13 protein-coding genes are annotated in these 17639 nt (G+C 48.6%); 12 read left to right on the top strand and 1 reads right to left on the bottom strand.

The window, feature by feature from the left end; genetic code table 11:
* Positions 1-37: 37 nt before the first annotated feature.
* The gene (locus KD145_RS08740) at positions 38-2500 is read right to left on the bottom strand and encodes an ABC transporter permease (RefSeq protein WP_212005514.1); all 2463 of its coding nucleotides are present in this window, start codon (positions 2498-2500) and stop codon (positions 38-40) included.
* 372 nt (positions 2501-2872) lie between these two features.
* On the opposite strand from KD145_RS08740, the gene KD145_RS08735 reads away from it, so the two are divergent.
* From KD145_RS08735 to KD145_RS08680, 12 genes are all read left to right on the top strand, one after another.
* Positions 2873-3058, top strand: coding sequence for a class I lanthipeptide (locus tag KD145_RS08735; RefSeq protein WP_212005513.1), 186 nt, complete (start codon positions 2873-2875; stop codon positions 3056-3058).
* Between the two features lie 97 nt (positions 3059-3155).
* Complete coding sequence (locus tag KD145_RS08730) at positions 3156-3341, top strand: class I lanthipeptide (RefSeq protein ID WP_212005512.1); 186 nt, start codon at positions 3156-3158, stop codon at positions 3339-3341.
* Positions 3342-3445: 104 nt separating this feature from the next.
* Positions 3446-3610: a class I lanthipeptide gene (locus KD145_RS08725; protein WP_212005511.1), complete on the top strand. Its 165-nt coding sequence runs from the start codon at positions 3446-3448 to the stop codon at positions 3608-3610.
* Between the two features lie 88 nt (positions 3611-3698).
* Complete coding sequence (locus tag KD145_RS08720) at positions 3699-3878, top strand: class I lanthipeptide (protein ID WP_212005510.1); 180 nt, start codon at positions 3699-3701, stop codon at positions 3876-3878.
* Positions 3879-3976: 98 nt separating this feature from the next.
* Positions 3977-4177 carry a class I lanthipeptide gene (locus tag KD145_RS08715; protein ID WP_212005509.1) on the top strand — a complete coding sequence of 67 codons (201 nt, stop codon included), beginning with the start codon at positions 3977-3979 and terminating at the stop codon, positions 4175-4177.
* Positions 4178-4302: 125 nt separating this feature from the next.
* Positions 4303-5508, top strand: a complete 1206-nt coding sequence (locus tag KD145_RS08710) for a lanthionine synthetase C family protein (RefSeq protein ID WP_212005508.1) — start codon at positions 4303-4305, stop codon at positions 5506-5508.
* A gap of 34 nt (positions 5509-5542) precedes the next feature.
* Positions 5543-8686, top strand: a complete 3144-nt coding sequence (locus KD145_RS08705) for a lantibiotic dehydratase (RefSeq protein WP_212005507.1) — start codon at positions 5543-5545, stop codon at positions 8684-8686.
* A complete protein-coding gene (locus KD145_RS08700; protein WP_212005506.1) occupies positions 8686-10875 on the top strand; it encodes a peptidase domain-containing ABC transporter in 2190 nt (729 codons plus the stop codon). Before KD145_RS08705 ends, KD145_RS08700 begins: the two co-directional genes overlap by 1 nt.
* 4 nt (positions 10876-10879) lie before the next feature.
* The gene (locus tag KD145_RS08695; protein WP_212005505.1) at positions 10880-11440 is read left to right on the top strand and encodes a hypothetical protein; all 561 of its coding nucleotides are present in this window, start codon (positions 10880-10882) and stop codon (positions 11438-11440) included.
* A gap of 148 nt (positions 11441-11588) precedes the next feature.
* Positions 11589-12791: a WG repeat-containing protein gene (locus KD145_RS08690; protein WP_212005504.1), complete on the top strand. Its 1203-nt coding sequence runs from the start codon at positions 11589-11591 to the stop codon at positions 12789-12791.
* 24 nt (positions 12792-12815) lie between these two features.
* A complete protein-coding gene (locus tag KD145_RS08685) occupies positions 12816-15119 on the top strand; it encodes a WG repeat-containing protein (RefSeq protein ID WP_212005503.1) in 2304 nt (767 codons plus the stop codon).
* A gap of 12 nt (positions 15120-15131) precedes the next feature.
* Positions 15132-17585, top strand: a complete 2454-nt coding sequence (locus KD145_RS08680) for a WG repeat-containing protein (protein ID WP_212005502.1) — start codon at positions 15132-15134, stop codon at positions 17583-17585.
* Positions 17586-17639 lie beyond the last annotated feature (54 nt).

Raw genomic sequence — 17639 nt, 5'->3', positions numbered from 1 at the left:
TCGGTTCTTTGCTGCTTTGTTGTTTTTATATCATTCATTATTCAGTCCGGAGGCTGCGTGCAGGGTCTGTCAGAGAAGCTTTGATGGCTTGTGCGCTCACTGTCAGCAGCGCGGTGAGAAAGGCCAGTGCACCTGCTGCGAGGAAGGTGCCACCACTAATATGGGTATGGTAAGCGAAGTTGTTGAGCCACTCCTGCATGCCCAGGTAGGCCAATGGGCTGACGATGAGAAAGGCCAGCAGCACCGGTTTCAGGAAGTCCTTCGATAACAGGGCGGTAATACTCAAAGCAGAAGCGCCCAGTACTTTGCGGATACCGATTTCTTTAGTCCTTTGTTGGGCATCAAATGCAGCCAGTCCGAAGAGACCCAGACAGGAAACGAAGATGGCGATGAAAGTAAAGTAAGTCAGCAGATGGGAGGTGTTTTTTTCCGCATCATAGTTACGCTGGAAATCTTCATCCAGGAAGGAATATTCAAAAGGTTCTTCCGGCAGCAATGTCTTCCAGCTGTCTTCCAGTGAGGCAATGATGTGCTTCATGCTGGCTGTGTTGCTGTGTACCATGAGATAGTTGAAATGATGATGTGGTGCCATCAGAAAAGCATAGGGCTGTATGGGATGATGAAGGTCTTCGAAGTGAAAGTCTTTCACCACGCCGATGATTTCATACGATAAAATCTGGCCCTGCCAGTTGAAGTTAAGCCGTTGTCCGACAGCGCTGGCTACCGGGATGGCCAGTTTACGCAGGGTGGCTTCGTTGACGATCAGCCGCTGGCTGGTATCGGCCATGGTACCGCTGGCAAAGAAACGGCCACTGACCAGCTGAAAGTCCATCGTATGGAGGAATTCCGGAGCTATCCAGTTGATGCTTACCTGTTGGATATCTTTGACGGTTTGGTCCGGACGGTAAAGGCTGAAGTCCATGTTATTCCGGATGCCGGGATAGAACAGGGTACCGGCCGCGTCTTTTACCTGCGGGTTCCGTAATATCTGTTGACGCAGGCTGTTGTACGCATTTTGGGCGGCTTCACTGCGCAGGGGGATAACGATCTGCCGGTCTTGAGCAAAGCCCAGTGGCTGCTGGCGCAGGAACTGCATCTGATCATGGATCACCAGGGTGGCGAGTATCAGTCCGATGGCAATAACAAACTGCACTACCACGAGTCCGCGCCGCAGAGAGGCTACGGAGATACGGTTGGTATATCTGCCTTTTAAAGTGTCTACCGGTTTAAAGGCTGAGAGGTAAAAAGCCGGATAACTGCCAGCCAGCAAACCGGTGATCAGGGCTATGCCGGGGAAGATGGCTGCTACAGAAGGAGAGAGCAATACGCTACCGGAGATGTTTTTGCCGGTGATGGTATTAAAAAGTGGGAGGGCAGCCATCACCAGGATGATGGCCAGCAGCAGCGACAGGAATGCCAGCAGGGAGGATTCTCCCAGAAATTGTTTGATCAGTGCTCCTTTGCCGGCACCCAGCGATTTTCGTATACCCACTTCCGTTGCCCTCCGCAAGGAACGGGCAGTAGACAGGTTCATAAAGTTGACGCAGGCGATGATCAGTATCAGCAGAGCGATGGAGGCCATTACATACAGATACAGCATGCTGTTGGTAGGCGTGACGATATTGCGAAGTCCGCTATAGAGATGGAGTGAGCTGACGGGCAAGAGAAAGAGGCGTTTGCTGAAACCGGCTTCTCTCATGTCTTTGCCGGCAATACGCTGCATAAAGGCGACCAGTTTTTTATCTAGTGCGGGTGCATCGGTGCCGGGTTGCAGCCGCAGATAAGTATAGAAAATATTGTTGGTGGAGAAGGATTGAGAAGACCGCAGGAAATCGCCCATCCATCCAGCAGACAATGGAATAAAGAAACTGGCATCGATATGGGAACGGCTGCTTTCGGCCTTGTATACGCCGGTTACCTTATAGGCAGTGCCATTGCTGAGTATCACCGTCTGGTTTAACGCCGGCGCCTCTCCGAAAAGTTTGGTAGCTGTTTCTGCTGAAAGCACGATGCTGTTGGTTTCTGTTAAAGCACGGCTGGCATCGCCTTCCAGGAACTGATAAGAAAAAAGCCGGAAGAAGGAGGGATCTGCCTGACATCCTCTGCTTTCGTAAATGGCCTGTACCGGCCGGCCTGCAGCTTTTACCTGTAACAGGGTTTTATCTTCCATAGTATACAACCGGGCTACATCGGCTACTTCGGGGTAGGCCGACCGGATGGCTTCTGCATAAGGTGCCGACAACATGGGGTATTCTTCTCTGGCGCCGGTAGCCACAGTGGCTTCACTGTTGATCAGATACAAGTCCTTGCTGTGCTGATGGTGACGGTCAAAGGATAATTCACTCCGGAGGTAGAGCAGCAGTAACATGCAGGCAGCCATACCGATGGCCAGCCCGGATATATTGATCAGGGAAAAGGAGGTGTTTTTGAGTAGCTGTCTGCAGGCAATTTTCAGATAATTGAGGAACATGCGTAATGCTGTTTCGGTGTGAGATACCAAGAAGATGCCATATTTTATATTCTTGAAAAACAAATACTTGCACATATCACCCGGCACTAACTGTTCGTTTTCGATACGCCGTCTGTTCGTCGCCGGACGCTGAAAAGATGGCTAAAATTCGTGTAGTCGGTGCCGTTTTAACAGGTTAATTTTACCAAACTTATCATTCTCAGGTAAAATTTTTTTTTCTTGATAAAATTCCTATCTTCAATAGCCTTAAAAGCTCAAAATGACCTGTCACTATGTCTATGTTCAACTTTACATAAATCCGGACCATCATATTCCCATCACTAAGAATGTACGCTGAACAACCGCCCCAGGGCGCTACCGCTTGGTTAAAGACAGGGGAGGATATTATGAAAACTATAGTTTATGAAAAAGAAAAAAATTTCACTGGAGAAAAAACTGTCACTCCACAAAGAAACCATCGCTTCTCTTTCCGAACAACAGAAAAACGGTCTGAAAGGTGGTGTCAATACCCAATTCTGTAGTGGTATTACCTGGGATCCATGGGCTACTTGTGAAACACACGCCAAGCCAGATCAGGTGTGCATGTAAAAACATTCACTATCATCAGTTTGATAGCTGTTAACCTGGCATCAACGATAGTTACCACCATGCATTTTAAACATTTAACCCGTAAACAAACCCTGTTATGAGAAAGAAAAAAATCTCCCTGGACAAAAAACTGTCTCTGAACAAATCTACCATTGTCACACTGAACGCACAGCAGCAAGCTGTTGTTGAAGGTGGCGCAATACCTGTAACACGTTTTATAACTTGTCTTTCCTGTGGTGAAACTTGTGATATCTGTGTTACACTTACTCCTCAATGTATCTGAGATTCACTAATGTAATGCCCTTTTTCTAAACCGTAGATATGCCCGCTTCCAGCTGTGATCCTATAGCTAACAGGATAAGTATGTCTGCCTGAAAATCCCCTATTATGAAAAAGACAAAAATCAAACTCAGTAAAAAGCTGTACCTGAAAAAAAATGCGATTGTTGAACTGAATCCGGAACAACAATCCAAAATAGCCGGTGGAATGCCTTTGACCAGAACTACCATCTGCTGTGTCCCATCGGATGTTTCCCACTGTGAAGTTTGCTGATATCAATAACACTTTTAATTCTCACTGCGACCTGTATTCTTTTTATAATCAGGGCACCGGAAAATGATGTCCTTTAAAATTCACAATTATGAAAAAGAAAAAAATTCAGCTCAACAAAAAACTGCTGCTTAAAAAAGACAAGATTGTAACCTTAAATCCACAGGAGCAATCCAAACTGGCCGGGGGTGTACCGATCACCTGGTTTAGCTCCTGCTGCGTGGAAACAGATGAAGTTACCTGTCCGGAAGGATGTGTCTGGACCCGTTAATAACAATACCAGCCCAGGACTTAAGTCCTGGGCTGTAACAGCCGAACAACCGCCCCACGGCTATAGACAGGGGAGGATTTTCAACCACTTTCTGAATCATGAAAAAGAAAAAAATTGACCTGGGCAGAAAACTGCTGCTCAACAAGGAAACAGTAGCAGCTTTGAATGCTACCCAGCAACATCAACTGGTAGGCGGTATTAACACATTGTATCTTACCTGCACCGAAGATACCCGCGCAATATCTTCCTGCAGGGCTACCAGACCTAGTCCTAACGCAACTTGCTGCCAGATACCATAATGGTACAACAGCGGCAACCTGCGGACATACAGGGGGATAGTTTTGCATGAGCATTCTTCTGTTTCCGTATTCCCAACAGGGAGAGCACGATCTTTCCCTGTTGCACACTTTAAATATCGCAGCCAATGAATAACATCGAAACACAGTTAAAAAGTCTGTATAACGATATGATTCCCGCACTACGGGAACGTAGGTTTTTATCGGAATATGCCAACAGTTTGTTCAAAGGTCCCTGGGGCGCCTTGTTGTTTATGTTTTATTACGAACAATATGCCGACACCGAGGCCGACAATGCTGCTGCGCTGCTGGAAGAACTGTATGCTGAATATACACCGGAAATCGGCGATAACTATTCCTTCTGCAATGGCCACACCGGCCCTTTCTGGCTGCTCGAACACCTGAGCCGTCACGGGTTCCTGGAAATGGATATCAATGATCTTGCTACCGATTTTGTAACGGCCACCATCTCCCAGAGTTCCTTCCACAGCGACCATCTCCACTTCGATTTCCTGCATGGTAGCTCCGGTATGTGCAATTTCCTGCTGGGCTTTACCAGCCGCCCCGATGTAAGGGAGCATCTCGAACAGTTCGTACAACGCCTGTGGGACAAAAGTGTGGTTACTGATAAAGGAAGAAGCCTGCCCTTCTTTTATACACATGATCAGCCGGAAGGTATTTATACAGACTCCTTCAGTCTCGCTCACGGCACCTGCTCCCTGCTCATTATCCTGGCTAAAATATATCAGGCTGGTATCGCGCAACCGTTGTGCCGCCAGCTGATCACAGAAAGCATCACCTTTATTCTGCGGCATAAAAATACCTATGATGATACCTCCCTGCATGCCCTGTATCCCGCCATCCTGGATGGAAAATCCGTGGGCAGCAGATTGTCATGGTGCTACGGCGACCTGAACGTAGCGATGGCGCTCTGGCACTGTGGTAAAGTGTTCGGCGAAAAAAGATGGACAGACGAAGCGCTGGAAATCATGCACTATAGTGCCCGCCGCAATACAGATGAATCTGCAGGCATAATGGACAACTGCTTCTGTCATGGTTCCGGTGGCATTGCTGCTTTTTACCGTAAATTCTGGTTCGAGACAAATGATACTGCTTTCCTGGAATGTGCCAACCACTGGCAGCAGAAAGCGATGGAAAGAATAACCTTTTGTGAAGATGGCAGTCAGCATGGCATCAGAGTGTGGCAGGGAAAAGACAAGCAGTGGGATTACTGCTGGGACCTGCTCGATGGCAGCAGCGGAGTAGGATTGACAATGTTATCACAATTAAATACAACCCCATTACCATGGGATGAGTGTTTCCTGCTCTCCTGAAATTTTATGATCACCCGTTAAAGGAACAACTATTATGGCATTATCGCATACAGGATTTTTCCTATTAAGAAGTCCGCTGTACGATGTCAACAGGTACAGCGAAGTGTTACAGGACAATTTGCAGGAACTGGCAGACAGGAACCCTTTATTCCTCTATGCCCTGTGCATCGCCTCTGGCGACCTGCTGAAGGAGCTGGAAAGATTCCTCAGCGACCCGGCATCGTTTAACCGGAAAAAAACCGACAAGCTGCGTAAATCACTGTACAAATACTGGGTACGTGCCTGTACCCGAAGCACCCCCTATGGCCTCTTCGCCGGATGTACCACCGGCACCATGGGCGAAACCACCTGGCTGCAGCTCCATCCTATGAAAGATGCCCGGCAGTTTGTACGCCTGGATATGGACTACTATACCCGCATCAGTACCCATATCAGCCAGCAGCCTGCTGTTAGCGACGCCCTTCGTTATTACCCCAACAACAGTCTTTATAAAAGCGGTGATAAATACCGCTACGCGGAATATACTATTGTCAACAACCGGCGCAAGTACCTGCTCACCGCAGTGGAAGACTCCGTATTCATGACAAAGATCATTACAGAAGCCACTGCAGGCATGACGATAGCGCAGATCGTGCAGCTGATCCTGGAGGAAGACGCTTCCATCACAGAGGAGGAAGCCGCTGCCTTTGTACGGGAACTGATCGACTCGCAGTTGCTCATCGCTGAAACAGAACCCCGTATTACAGGCGATGATAACCTGCAATCCCTGACCGAAAGGCTTTTGTCTATCCCTGATGCCAGCGAATTTCGTGAGTCTCTGCTAGCCCTGCAAAAGCTGCTGCAGGAGCAGGACTACGAACGTTCCCGCCTGGCCTCCATCCATCAGCTGTGTGAAACAGCTTTCCCCATCAGCATTCCCAAAGACCTGCTACAGGTAGACCTGTTTAAAACAGCACAGCATTGTGAACTGGGAGAACCACTGGTCAACGATATCGTAACCCAGATCAATCAACTGCTGGCACTCTGCCACGGTTTCCCGAAAGGACATTCCGAAATGGCTTCCTTCGTGAGCCGTTTCCAGGAACGGTATGAATCGCAGGAAGTGCCACTCAACCTGGTACTGGACGGAGAAACCGGTATCGGTTACGGCTCCGGTATTGAAAACGCTGTACACGCACCCTTCGTGGAAGATGTGATGGGTGGTGCCGGTACTGAAAATAATACAGTCACCTGGTCTCTCCTGCAGCAGCTCAGTCTCGATAAATACGAACAGGCCCTGCAACAAGGATTACAAGAGGTGACCATCACTGAAGAAGACCTGAAGAAACTGGGTGACCACGAAACCGTAGAGATGGCACGGAGCTGCTACCTCTTCGGCAGCCTGCACGCACCTTCCGCAGCAGCCGCCGACAAAGGAGAATACCGCTTCGCACTCAACTCTATGGGCGGTCCTTCTGCAGCTAATCTGCTCGGCCGCTTCTGTAGCGGTGATTCGCAGCTGGCCTCCAAAGTAAAAGATATCCTGGAGGAGGAAGCTGCTGCCTATCCCGACCTGATCCTGGCGGAAGTGGTGCACTTTCCTGAAGCCCGTGCCGCTAATGTGCTGATACGGCCTGCACTTCGCCCTTATGAAATTCCATATGTCGGAGTAGCAGGTATTCCGGAAGCCCACCAGATCCCCATCTCCGATCTGATGGTATCCGTAAGACAAAATGAAGTCGTTCTCAGAAGCAAAAGGCTCAACAAACGCGTGATACCACGTCTGAGCTCTGCACATAACTATACCTTCAACAGCCTGCCTGTCTATAAATTTTTGTGCGATCTGCAGCACCAGTCCGGTAACTCTGCTGTATATTGGGACTGGGGCGTGCTGGGATCCCGTAAACGCCTGCCCCGCGTAGTATATAAAAACATCATCCTCAGCAAGGCATACTGGACGCTGACAGCTAAAGATGTGGAACATCTGGGTGATGATACCACTGCCAATATGAAATTCTTTGAACAATACTGCCAACAGTATGGCGTACCGTCAAAAGTGCTGCTGGCAGAAGCGGATAACGAGTTGCTGATAGACCTTACACAACCGGTGGCAGTACAGCTGCTGATCGATCAGGTTAAAAAAGGATCTTCTGTAAAACTCAAGGAGTATTTGCTGGAAGATGCCGGTGGTATTGTGTGCGATACGGAAAACAACGTATATGCGCATGAGTTACTGCTGCCACTCCGTAATGTGAAGGCTGCAGACAAGGCTCGTCCGGCTGCTCAGACTGCCGCCGCACCGGCTGTGGTGCCAGCCTCTCTGCCGGTCCGCAGTTTTGCGCCAGGCAGTGAATGGATGTTCGTGAAAGTATATTGTGGTTATCGCATAGCAGAAGAACTGCTGGCGGGCTATTTTGCGCAACATATTCCGGAATGGCAGGAAGATGGCCTTTTTGAAGATTTCTTTTTCCTGCGGTATAGTGATCCGCAGCCACATATCCGCCTGCGTTTCCTCAACAGCGGCCGGCCTTCCAATAACGATGAGATCCTGCACCGCATAGAAACGGCGCTGCAACCGCTCATCCACAGTGGCCAGGTATCTAAAATTGTATGCGATACCTATATCAGGGAAATAGAACGCTACGGCGCTTCCACCATCCATCTGAGTGAACAGCTGTTTAGTGCCGACAGCCGTGCTGTAGTCGGCATCGTCAGCATGCTGGAAGGAGAGGACGGTGAACATTATCGCTGGAAACTGGCCCTGCGCGGTACAGACATGCTGCTGGAAGATTTCGGGCTGACACCGGCGGAAAGAAAGTCGCTGCTGGCAAGCCTGCGGGAAGGATTTACCGCCGAATTCGGTGGCGCCAAACTGTTGCATAAACCACTCAACGACAAATACCGTAAACATCAACAGGAGATTGCATCTTTCCTGCGTGCAGAAAATGATGAAAGCAACGAAATCACAGAAGCCGTGGTCTTCTTCCGGCAACGCTCGGAGATCAACGTGCCGCTGGCCAGACAGATACGGGAACAGTACAACAACGACGCCCGCTATTTTGATATCCTCGCCAGTCACATACACATGTTCCTGAACAGGATATTCGTTGCCAAACAACGTAAACACGAAATGGTACTGTATCATTTCCTGGAAAAATATTACTTATCTCAACTGGCTATGGAAGCAACGCTTAAATAATGGCATTTACTTGTTACAGACAACTGGACGCAATGGACTGTGGCCCCACCTGTCTGAGGATGGTGGCGAAACACTACGGTCGTGACTACCCGCTGGACCATCTGCGGGAGCTGGCCAATATTACCCGTGAAGGCGTAAGCCTGCTGGGTATCAGCGAAGCTGCGGAAAAAATCGGTTTCCGCACCAACGCTGTCAAGATCACTTTCGAACAACTCGATGAAAGCGTAGAGCTGCCCTGTATCCTGCACTGGAACCAGCAGCATTTTGTGGTATTACCACCACAGAACTATAACCGGGATAAGAAGAACGATAAGATACTGGTAGCAGATCCTGGTCATGGTCTGGTAAAAGTTGACCGGGAGACCTTCCAGCGATGCTGGCAGGGCAACCAGCAAACCGGTGTGGTACTGATGCTGGAGCCTACCGAAAGTTTCCACCGGCAGCCGGCCCCCGCCAGGGCCGCCACCGGTTTCCGTTTTCTTTTCAATTATCTGCGTCCTTACCGCAAGTATGTGGCGCAGCTTTTCCTGGGCCTCACCCTGGCCAGTATGCTCTCGCTGGTGACACCCTTCCTGACGCAAAGCCTGGTAGACTATGGCATCAACCGGCACAATACTCAATTCGTATACCTGATACTGATCTCTCAGCTGCTGGTCTTTGCCGGCAGCACCGCTATCGAAATGATACGAAGCTGGATACTGCTGCATATGAACAGCCGTATCAACATCAACATTATCTCCGATTTCCTCATCAAGCTCATGAAACTGCCTATCCGCTTTTTCGACAGCAAAATGATCGGAGATATTCATCAGCGTATCGGTGACCATACCCGTATTCAGAACTTCCTCACCGGTACCACGCTCTCCACACTGTTTTCATTTGTAAACCTGTTTGTGTTTACCATCGTGCTGGCCGTGTACAGCCTCAAAATACTGCTGGTGTTTGTACTGTTCAGCGTGGCCGCCATCACCTGGATATTCTTTTTCCTGCGCCGCCGTAAAGCCCTTGATTACAGACGCTTTCAGCGGATGAGTGATAATGAGAACATTCTCTTTGAACTGATCACCGGCATGCAGGAGATAAAACTGAACAACTGTGAAACGGCGCGGCGCTGGGAATGGGAACATGTGCAGGCAGGTCTGTACCGGATCAATGTAAAAAGTCTGGCCCTCGGCCAGTATCAGCAGCTGGGGTCCGTATTCTTCAACCAGCTGAAAAATATCCTGATCTCTTTTATCAGCGCCCGTGAAGTAATGAACGGCCATCTCACACTGGGCATGATGCTCTCCGTGAGTTATATCATCGGGCAGATGAACAGCCCGCTGGACCAGCTGCTGGCCTTCGTACAGTCGGCCCAGGATGCCAAAATGAGCCTCGACAGGCTGGGAGAGATACACAACCGTCAGGAAGAAGAAAATCAGGAACAGATCATTCCCCAGTCTAAAAACAACGGCGATATTGTGCTGCAGGATGTATCGTTTCAATATGGTGGCGCCAAGTCACCGTTTGTACTGAAAGATATCGACCTGGTAATACCGGAAGGAAAGGTGACCGCTATCGTAGGTACCAGCGGCAGCGGTAAAACCACGCTCATGAAACTGCTGTTACAGTTTTATGAGCCTACCAGCGGACAGATATTGGTGGGGGAGGAAGACCTGCAGCGCCTTTCGCCCAAGTGGTGGCGTCGTCAGTGTGGCAACGTTATGCAGGATGGCTTTATCTTCTCTGGCAGCATCGCTAAAAATATCGCCATCAGCGACGAGCAAATGGACAAGGAAAAGCTGGTGCATGCTGCGGAAATGGCCAACATCCGCGGTTTCATCGAAGACCTGCCAATGGGTTATCAGACTAAAATCGGTAACGCCGGCAGTGGTATCAGCGCCGGTCAGAAACAACGGATACAGATAGCACGCGCCATCTATAAAAATCCGCGTTACCTTTTCTTTGATGAAGCTACCAGCGCCCTCGATGCCAACAACGAACTTGTGATCATGGATAACCTGGAAAAGTTCTTCCAGGGCAAAACGGTGGTCGTTATCGCGCATCGCCTGAGTACCGTTAAGAACGCCGATCAGATCATCGTACTGGAAAAAGGACGTATCGTGGAATCGGGAACACATGCTTCCCTGACGGCCCTGAAAGGCAATTATTTTGAACTGGTAAAAAATCAACTGGAACTGGGAGGATAAGCATATGCCTGAAAACAACTATTGGGACCATAGCATTAAACCATTAAACGGGCATCCTGTACATGCTTCTCTAGCGGAGGTACGGAGCGAAGAGGTGCAGGAGATCATGGGTAAAATGCCTCCCTGGATCATCCGCAGTGGTATCAGCCTGATTGGTGTACTGATTGTGGGAGCCTTTGTATGGGCCGGATATTTCCGTTATCCGGATGTGCTGCCGCTCCAGGTGAGGATCACGCCGGGCGCGCAGGCCCTGGTCGTACAGGGCAATATTCCGGCAGCAGAGGCCTGGCGTGTGAAAACTGGGCAGCCGGTGATGCTGCGGCTGGCCGCCTATCCTGCCGACACCTATGGACTGCTGCCGGGTACTGTGACAGCGGAAGCCGTAGCGGTAAACGACAGCTCCTTCCGCGTAGACATCCGGCTCTCACAGGGCATGCGCTCTACCACCGGCCAGGAGATACCATCCCAGCCGGTGCTGACCGGTACCGCTGAAATTATGACAGCCGACCAGAGTGTGCTTCAACGGATAATGGGGCGGGTACTGTCACCGTTGACAAGGAGGTAATCAGCTACCAGACTGGTTTTGCAAGCGCTTGTATATGTTTTGTAGATACTTTTTTTCAAGGATTGTAGATGTGATGTAATCTGTAAAATTTGGTCGGATCACGTAAAGTTTGTCATCTTTGCACCATTGATCTAACCAGACCTATCTGATGAGAAACATTGTTATCCTGCTCATTTGCCTGCTTGTTGTCATGTCAGCGTTTGCCCAGGGACCACAAACCGCTTTTACACCGGACAAGCATATACGAACTATCGGAACCTTTTCGGAAGGACTGGCGAGAACGCGCGTAGCCGGCGGCAAACACGGATATATCAATACCTCCGGGCAGCTGGTGATACAGCCCGTTTTCGGGGAAGCCGGCGATTTCAGTGAAGGCATGGCGGTAGTAGGGCAGTCCTTCGATGATCATACCCTATACGGTTATATCGACAGGACCGGCAAACTGGTGATACCCTGCCGCTATGAAGAAGCCCGCGACTTCTCCAGCAACCGTGCCGCTGTCAATAAAAACGGCACCTGGGAATATATCGATCGTCAGGGTAAAACCGCACTGGACAGCTCTTTTGTTCGCATAGATACGCTGATAGACAAAATATATAGCGGCGTCTATAATGAAATAAAACCCAATCCACATTCTTTTCATAACGGACTGCTGCTGGTGCGCCGGGGTAACCTGTACGGCTATACAGACACTACCGGTAAATGGATCATACCGCCTGTTTATCCCCATGCCCGTGATTTCTCCGACGGTGTGGCCGTAGTGGCCAGCGGGATCAAAAAAAGAGATACCCTGTCCGGCAACGATGAGCTGGCCCGTATATACAACAGGCTTCCGGAAGGAGAGCCCGAATATGCCTACGGTATAATCGATACCACCGGCAAATTGTTGTTTACCGTTGATGTAGACGGGCTGGGAGATTTTATGAATGGATGGGCGCCCTTTCAGCAGGATAGAGATTGGGGCATGATGAACAAAGCAGGTAAAATAGTGATACCCGCACAGTTTGGAGGACAACCCTATGAGATCTCTAACGGAATCTTTTTTGTACAGGTAAATGGTAAAGCAGAAGGTAACCGTGATGGCTATATTTATATTTTAAATACCGATGGCCGCACTCCTGTCAAAGTCCCGTTGTGCGACACGGCAGACCACTGCATCGTAGACTCCCATCTGCGCTTCTCCGACGGTTTGCTGGCTGTTCGGATTGGCAACGAATGGGGATTCCTCGACGCCGGCGGTAAAATGGTGATCACTCCTCAGTTTGAAGAGGTCGTGGACTTTCACGATGGCCTGGCCGCTGCGGTAACGCTGGAAGGCAACCTGGTAGTGCTTCGCAACCCTGTAAAATAATCAACTGTTTTAGCCCTTTTGTATATGAAGAAAGGAATACGTATAGCCCTTGGCGTAGGAGCATGGCTCCTGATAGCCGGTACTGCCTTCGCCCAGGCTCCGGCCACCGCAGACTACATCGATGGTTTTGACGGAGAATTTGCCACGGTCATGGTCAACCGGCAGCCGCAGTTCCTGCATCGCAGCGGCAAAATAATGGTAGACAAGGTAGAACGCATCGGCTACTTTCATACCGTAGTAGCGGTAAAACATGATGCCTACGGTGCCATCAACAATCAGGGTACGATCATCGCCCCGTTTAAATATGATGAGGTAAACATCCTCGATGAAAAAGACAAGGAACATCCGGAGAAAAACTACTGCTTCATCACCGTGCGGCTAAACGGTAAAACCGGCGCGGTAGACAGCATGGGCAATGTATTATGTCCTATAGAATACAATGAGATTGATGCCCTTACTCCCCGCACGTTTAAAGTGAAACAAAATGGTCTGTACGGCTTTTGTGATATGAAAACCGGCAAACTGCTGCAGGCACCCCGGTATGAAGATATTCACAAAAGTTATGTGATCGATAACGTCATTGAGATCAAAGAGCAGGGCCGCATAGGCCTGGCGCTGGAAGACGGTACCATTATTGTGCCTCCGGGATACAAGGACTTCAGAGGATTGGGCGAGGAAGACACTGACCTGTTCAGCTATTTCACCACTGCCGGCAAATGCGGGCTGATGAACAAACAGGGCAAAGTGGTCACGGAAGCCCTCTATGATGATTTCAGCCGAGGGCCTTCAAAAGAGCTGGTAGGCGTAACTGTCCAGGGAAAGATCGGCTTCCTCCAGACAACTGATGGCGTGATGAAAGTACCTCCGCAATATACCCGCACACAGCGATTAGGTCATATCCTGCTGGTATGGAAAGGAAATAAATGTGGAGTAGTGGATGCTTCAGGGAAAGAAATCATCCCGGTTGAAAATGATGAGATTGCCCTGCTGGATGCCAAAGGCGATGGTGTATACAATGCGGCTCCTGCTGCTGTTACCGCTGCTAATGGCCCTTATTGCCTGCTCGTAAAAAAAGCGAAGACTGCAGCTTTGTACAATGATACCGGCAAACAGTTATTCCCTTTCGAATACACTGATATTAAGATCCTGCCTTATTACGGTAAAACCTACGTGGCGGTGGTGAAAAACGGAAAATGTGGCCTGGCTGACCTCTCCGGTCATCTGCTGCTGCCTGCACAGTTTGATGGACTTTCTACAGAACGAAGCCAGAATGGTGGCTATGACGATGATTACGCAGGAGATGATAAAAATAATTTTATAGGTGTGATGAAAGGAGAGAAGGTAGGTGTTTACAATGTGGCTGCCGGCAAAATGGTGGTCCCTGTCCGTTACTCCGAAATCCGCTGGCAAAATGCTGAAATGCTTCATCTGTCAGCCGGGGATTCTTCTGCGCTGGCCGATAAGTCAGGCAATATACTCCGGCCCATGACACCGTATGGATTCTACGATGCCGTAGCAGCCAACAGGATCGTAGAGAAACGTTATACTAACAATGAAGGCAACACGCTGTTGACAGATAAAGCAGGCAACATCCTCTACGAAAATAAATACTGGGAGTTTAATTCGAATAACTACAACCGGCTGCTGATGCCCAAAGACCGGAAAAATTCACCGCTTCAGTTCAGCAACGGACTGCTCAAGGTGAGAGGATATTCCCGGGAAAACCTTTTTGTAGACAGCACCGGCAAACCACTTGTATTTGAGGACTACGCCTATGTGGGTGATTTTTATAACGGACTGGCCGTTGTTGGAAAAAAAGATGATCATTATGGCATCATTAACGCGAAGAAGGAAGAAGTATATCCGGTAGTGCTGGATGATATCGCCTCCTTTGAAGATGAGTTGCTGCAGATCAAAAAGGATGGGAAACTGGGGCTGTTGCGTAAGGATGGTACAATGTTTCTTCCGATTGAATATGAAGATATAAACCGTATTTATGACACCACTTTTTATGTGGTGACCCGCAATGGCAAAAAAGGTGTGCTGAATGCCGCAGGAAAAGAAGTGTTGCCGCTGGAGTACGACGAAATCCGCTACAATAGAGGTATTCAGCTGTTTGATGTCACAAAGGGCGATAAAAACGGTATGGTAGATGTTTACGGTAAAACAGTGATCCCTGTAGTATACGATGAACTGGACAAAAACAGAGACTGGGGCGGAGACATCTTTCCATTGTTCGTGAAACAGGGTGAATGGTATTTTTATCTTGATAAAGATGGAAAAGAACTGCCGGTAAAATCAAAAAAGAAAAAAGGTTACGATAACTAAAAATCAGTGCACATGAAACCGGCAATATCTATTTTATGCGGCCTGTTGCTGACCGGCAATACATTACTGGCTCAACAGGGATCTGTTTTTGTGAACGGTTTTGCCCGTATTGCCAACAAAGGAAAAAACTGGTATATCGATACCACAGGTGCACGCGCTTTTGATAAGATCATCGAAACCTTTCATCCGGTGGATAGTATTACCGATCAGCGAAACGGGTTTCAATCTGTTCATGAAAATGAAAACAGACAGATGGCGATCGTGAGCAGCAACCACAAAGTGGGCGTGGTAGACGATCAGGGAAAATGGGTATTAAAACCATTGTATGATAAAATCGAAGTGAAATGGAAAACCTATCTGGCCCTTTATCAGCAGGGAAAGATGACCTATGCGGACACCTGGGGGAAACTGTTATTGCCCATGATGTTTGAAGATGCCGGTATACTGGATGATGACCGCTTTGATGTAAAACAACAAGGTAAATGGGGTGTTTACAGTGTCAGTCAAAAGAAGCTGGTCATCCCCGCTATCTATGATGCTATTGACTTTTGCGGAGGCTGCGGCAGCAAAAGCGATTATGTATATGCACAAAAAAACGGGAAGTGGGGTATCGTTAGTTCCCGTCATGAAATACTGGTCCCTTTTGAGTTTCAGCATAGTCATTCCATGATGCGAAGCGATGAATGGGTATGTAGTTTTCAGCAAAAGGGAAAAGCAGTGATCGTTAACATTCCCCTGAAAAAAGTATATGCGTCACCGGAGTACAGCGATATGGAAATAGTGGGCAATGGGCTGCTGAGGCTGAAGAAAAACGGATACTTTGGCCTGATCAACAAACAGGGGAAGGTAGTGCTGGATTTTTTATATGAAGATATCTCCGATCCCTACGGTACCTTTACCAGTGGCCCTTTCCTGACTTTTACCAAGGATCGTAAAACCGGCGTGGTAACAGAAAGCGGCCGTGTCGTTGCTCCACCTGTCTTTGAAGATGGCGTGACCTGTGCCGGTGATTATTTTATAGCTGCACAGGACGGACTGTACAACGTATATGACAGTACCGGAAAACCCTTGCTGAAACAAGGTTATAACGATATCTCCGGCATGGCGGTCAACACAGCCACTGGCGACAAGGAGCAGCTGTTCAGCCTGAAACGGAAAGCGCTTTATGGTTTTTACAATCCGGCCAACGGAAAGCTGGTGGAGCCAGCGTTCCATGAAGTACGAGCGCTGGAGACCCGCGGGCTGCTGGAGGTGACCTATCAGCAAAAGACCGGCTTGTACAAACCGGATGCTACGCTTTTCCTGCCTGTCCGTTATGATAGTTATTCCTTTATATCCGATAAGCTGCTGTCTGTGAAAACACAGGAGGGTACTGGCGTTTATGACGTTGCTGCCCAACAGGAAATCGTTCCTGCCAGATATTATGATGTGGATGTTTTCGGGCCGGACAGCAATCTGTTCAAAGTAACCCTTCATAAGAACGATCAGTACATTTACGGACTGTATGACCTGCAGGGAAAAGAACTGTTGCCAGCCACTTATGCAGATATAACAACGCTTAATAAAGACCAGTGCCTGCTGACATCAGAAGTGGATTCCATTCAGCATTTTGAACTGTTTGCGCTGTCCAATGCTAAGATCACCACCTGGCCATATACAGAAGTTTCCCCATCCGGTGCCCCGGGTTTATTGATCGTGTCTGATGGAAAAAATTCTTTCCTATGGAATATTACATCTGCCAAAGTAATATCAGCCCCTTTCCCGATGCATAAAAAATACGATTGGGATACCAGCCAGACAGTGTCTATACAGCCTTTCATCAACGGGATTGCGCCGGTGGTGAAAAACGGAAAAGTAGGTTTGATCAATGTCAGCGGTCAGGAGGTAGTACCGTTTATTTACGATGGAGCGGCAGGAGTGAAAACAGGGCAGATATTGCTGCTCAAAAAGTATATAACAGTCAATGGTCTTGAACAGTTGAAATATGGTTATGTGGATACTACCGGTAAGCTGATCACTCCGGTAGAATATGACTACGACGAAAACAGCTATCTGTCAGACATTGAAGACAGTACTTATCTCAAATTGTTCAAAGCAGCTCCGGATAGCCGTTATGGTTATATACAGGGACTTGCAGACAGACAAGGAAAGATATTGCTGCCGGTTATCTATGATAAAATATTCATCGGCGAAAAAGGCACAGGCTTCCTGGCCGAAACACAACGCCAGTTTGTAGTATTAGATGCAACCGGCAAACCTGTCAGTCAGGATAAGTTTACCAGCATAATGCTGGACTTGTCAGCGAATCCCTATGCTACTTCAGCCGTGATTCCATATCCGTTGTTATGTCGTAAAGGCAATCGTTATGTATACCTGTTGTCCAATGGCAAACAGTTGCCTGTTCAGCTGGATGGGACAGTACCTTTTCTGGAAGGGATGGATACCGTTACCGGACAATCTTTTTAGCATGAGACGACAGCGGTAGTAGGTTTATTTTGTATCTTATACGCTGTAATCTTA

This window comes from Chitinophaga sp. HK235 (assembly GCF_018255755.1).
Classification (GTDB): domain Bacteria; phylum Bacteroidota; class Bacteroidia; order Chitinophagales; family Chitinophagaceae; genus Chitinophaga.
The sequence above is the reverse complement of the archived record's forward strand: the minus strand, read 5'-3'. Positions and strand labels throughout refer to the sequence as shown.

What these genes read in the sequence shown, in the direction of transcription:
- KD145_RS08720 (WP_212005510.1), top strand. Translation starts at nt 3,699, where the DNA reads ATGAAAAAGAAAAAAATTCAGCTCAACAAAAAACTGCTGCTTAAAAAA.
- KD145_RS08715 (WP_212005509.1), top strand. Translation starts at nt 3,977, where the DNA reads ATGAAAAAGAAAAAAATTGACCTGGGCAGAAAACTGCTGCTCAACAAG.
- KD145_RS08735 (WP_212005513.1), top strand. Translation starts at nt 2,873, where the DNA reads ATGAAAAAGAAAAAAATTTCACTGGAGAAAAAACTGTCACTCCACAAA.
- KD145_RS08690 (WP_212005504.1), top strand. Translation starts at nt 11,589, where the DNA reads ATGAGAAACATTGTTATCCTGCTCATTTGCCTGCTTGTTGTCATGTCA.
- KD145_RS08680 (WP_212005502.1), top strand. Translation starts at nt 15,132, where the DNA reads ATGAAACCGGCAATATCTATTTTATGCGGCCTGTTGCTGACCGGCAAT.
- KD145_RS08710 (WP_212005508.1), top strand. Translation starts at nt 4,303, where the DNA reads ATGAATAACATCGAAACACAGTTAAAAAGTCTGTATAACGATATGATT.
- KD145_RS08730 (WP_212005512.1), top strand. Translation starts at nt 3,156, where the DNA reads ATGAGAAAGAAAAAAATCTCCCTGGACAAAAAACTGTCTCTGAACAAA.
- KD145_RS08705 (WP_212005507.1), top strand. Translation starts at nt 5,543, where the DNA reads ATGGCATTATCGCATACAGGATTTTTCCTATTAAGAAGTCCGCTGTAC.
- KD145_RS08695 (WP_212005505.1), top strand. Translation starts at nt 10,880, where the DNA reads ATGCCTGAAAACAACTATTGGGACCATAGCATTAAACCATTAAACGGG.
- KD145_RS08725 (WP_212005511.1), top strand. Translation starts at nt 3,446, where the DNA reads ATGAAAAAGACAAAAATCAAACTCAGTAAAAAGCTGTACCTGAAAAAA.
- KD145_RS08685 (WP_212005503.1), top strand. Translation starts at nt 12,816, where the DNA reads ATGAAGAAAGGAATACGTATAGCCCTTGGCGTAGGAGCATGGCTCCTG.
- KD145_RS08700 (WP_212005506.1), top strand. Translation starts at nt 8,686, where the DNA reads ATGGCATTTACTTGTTACAGACAACTGGACGCAATGGACTGTGGCCCC.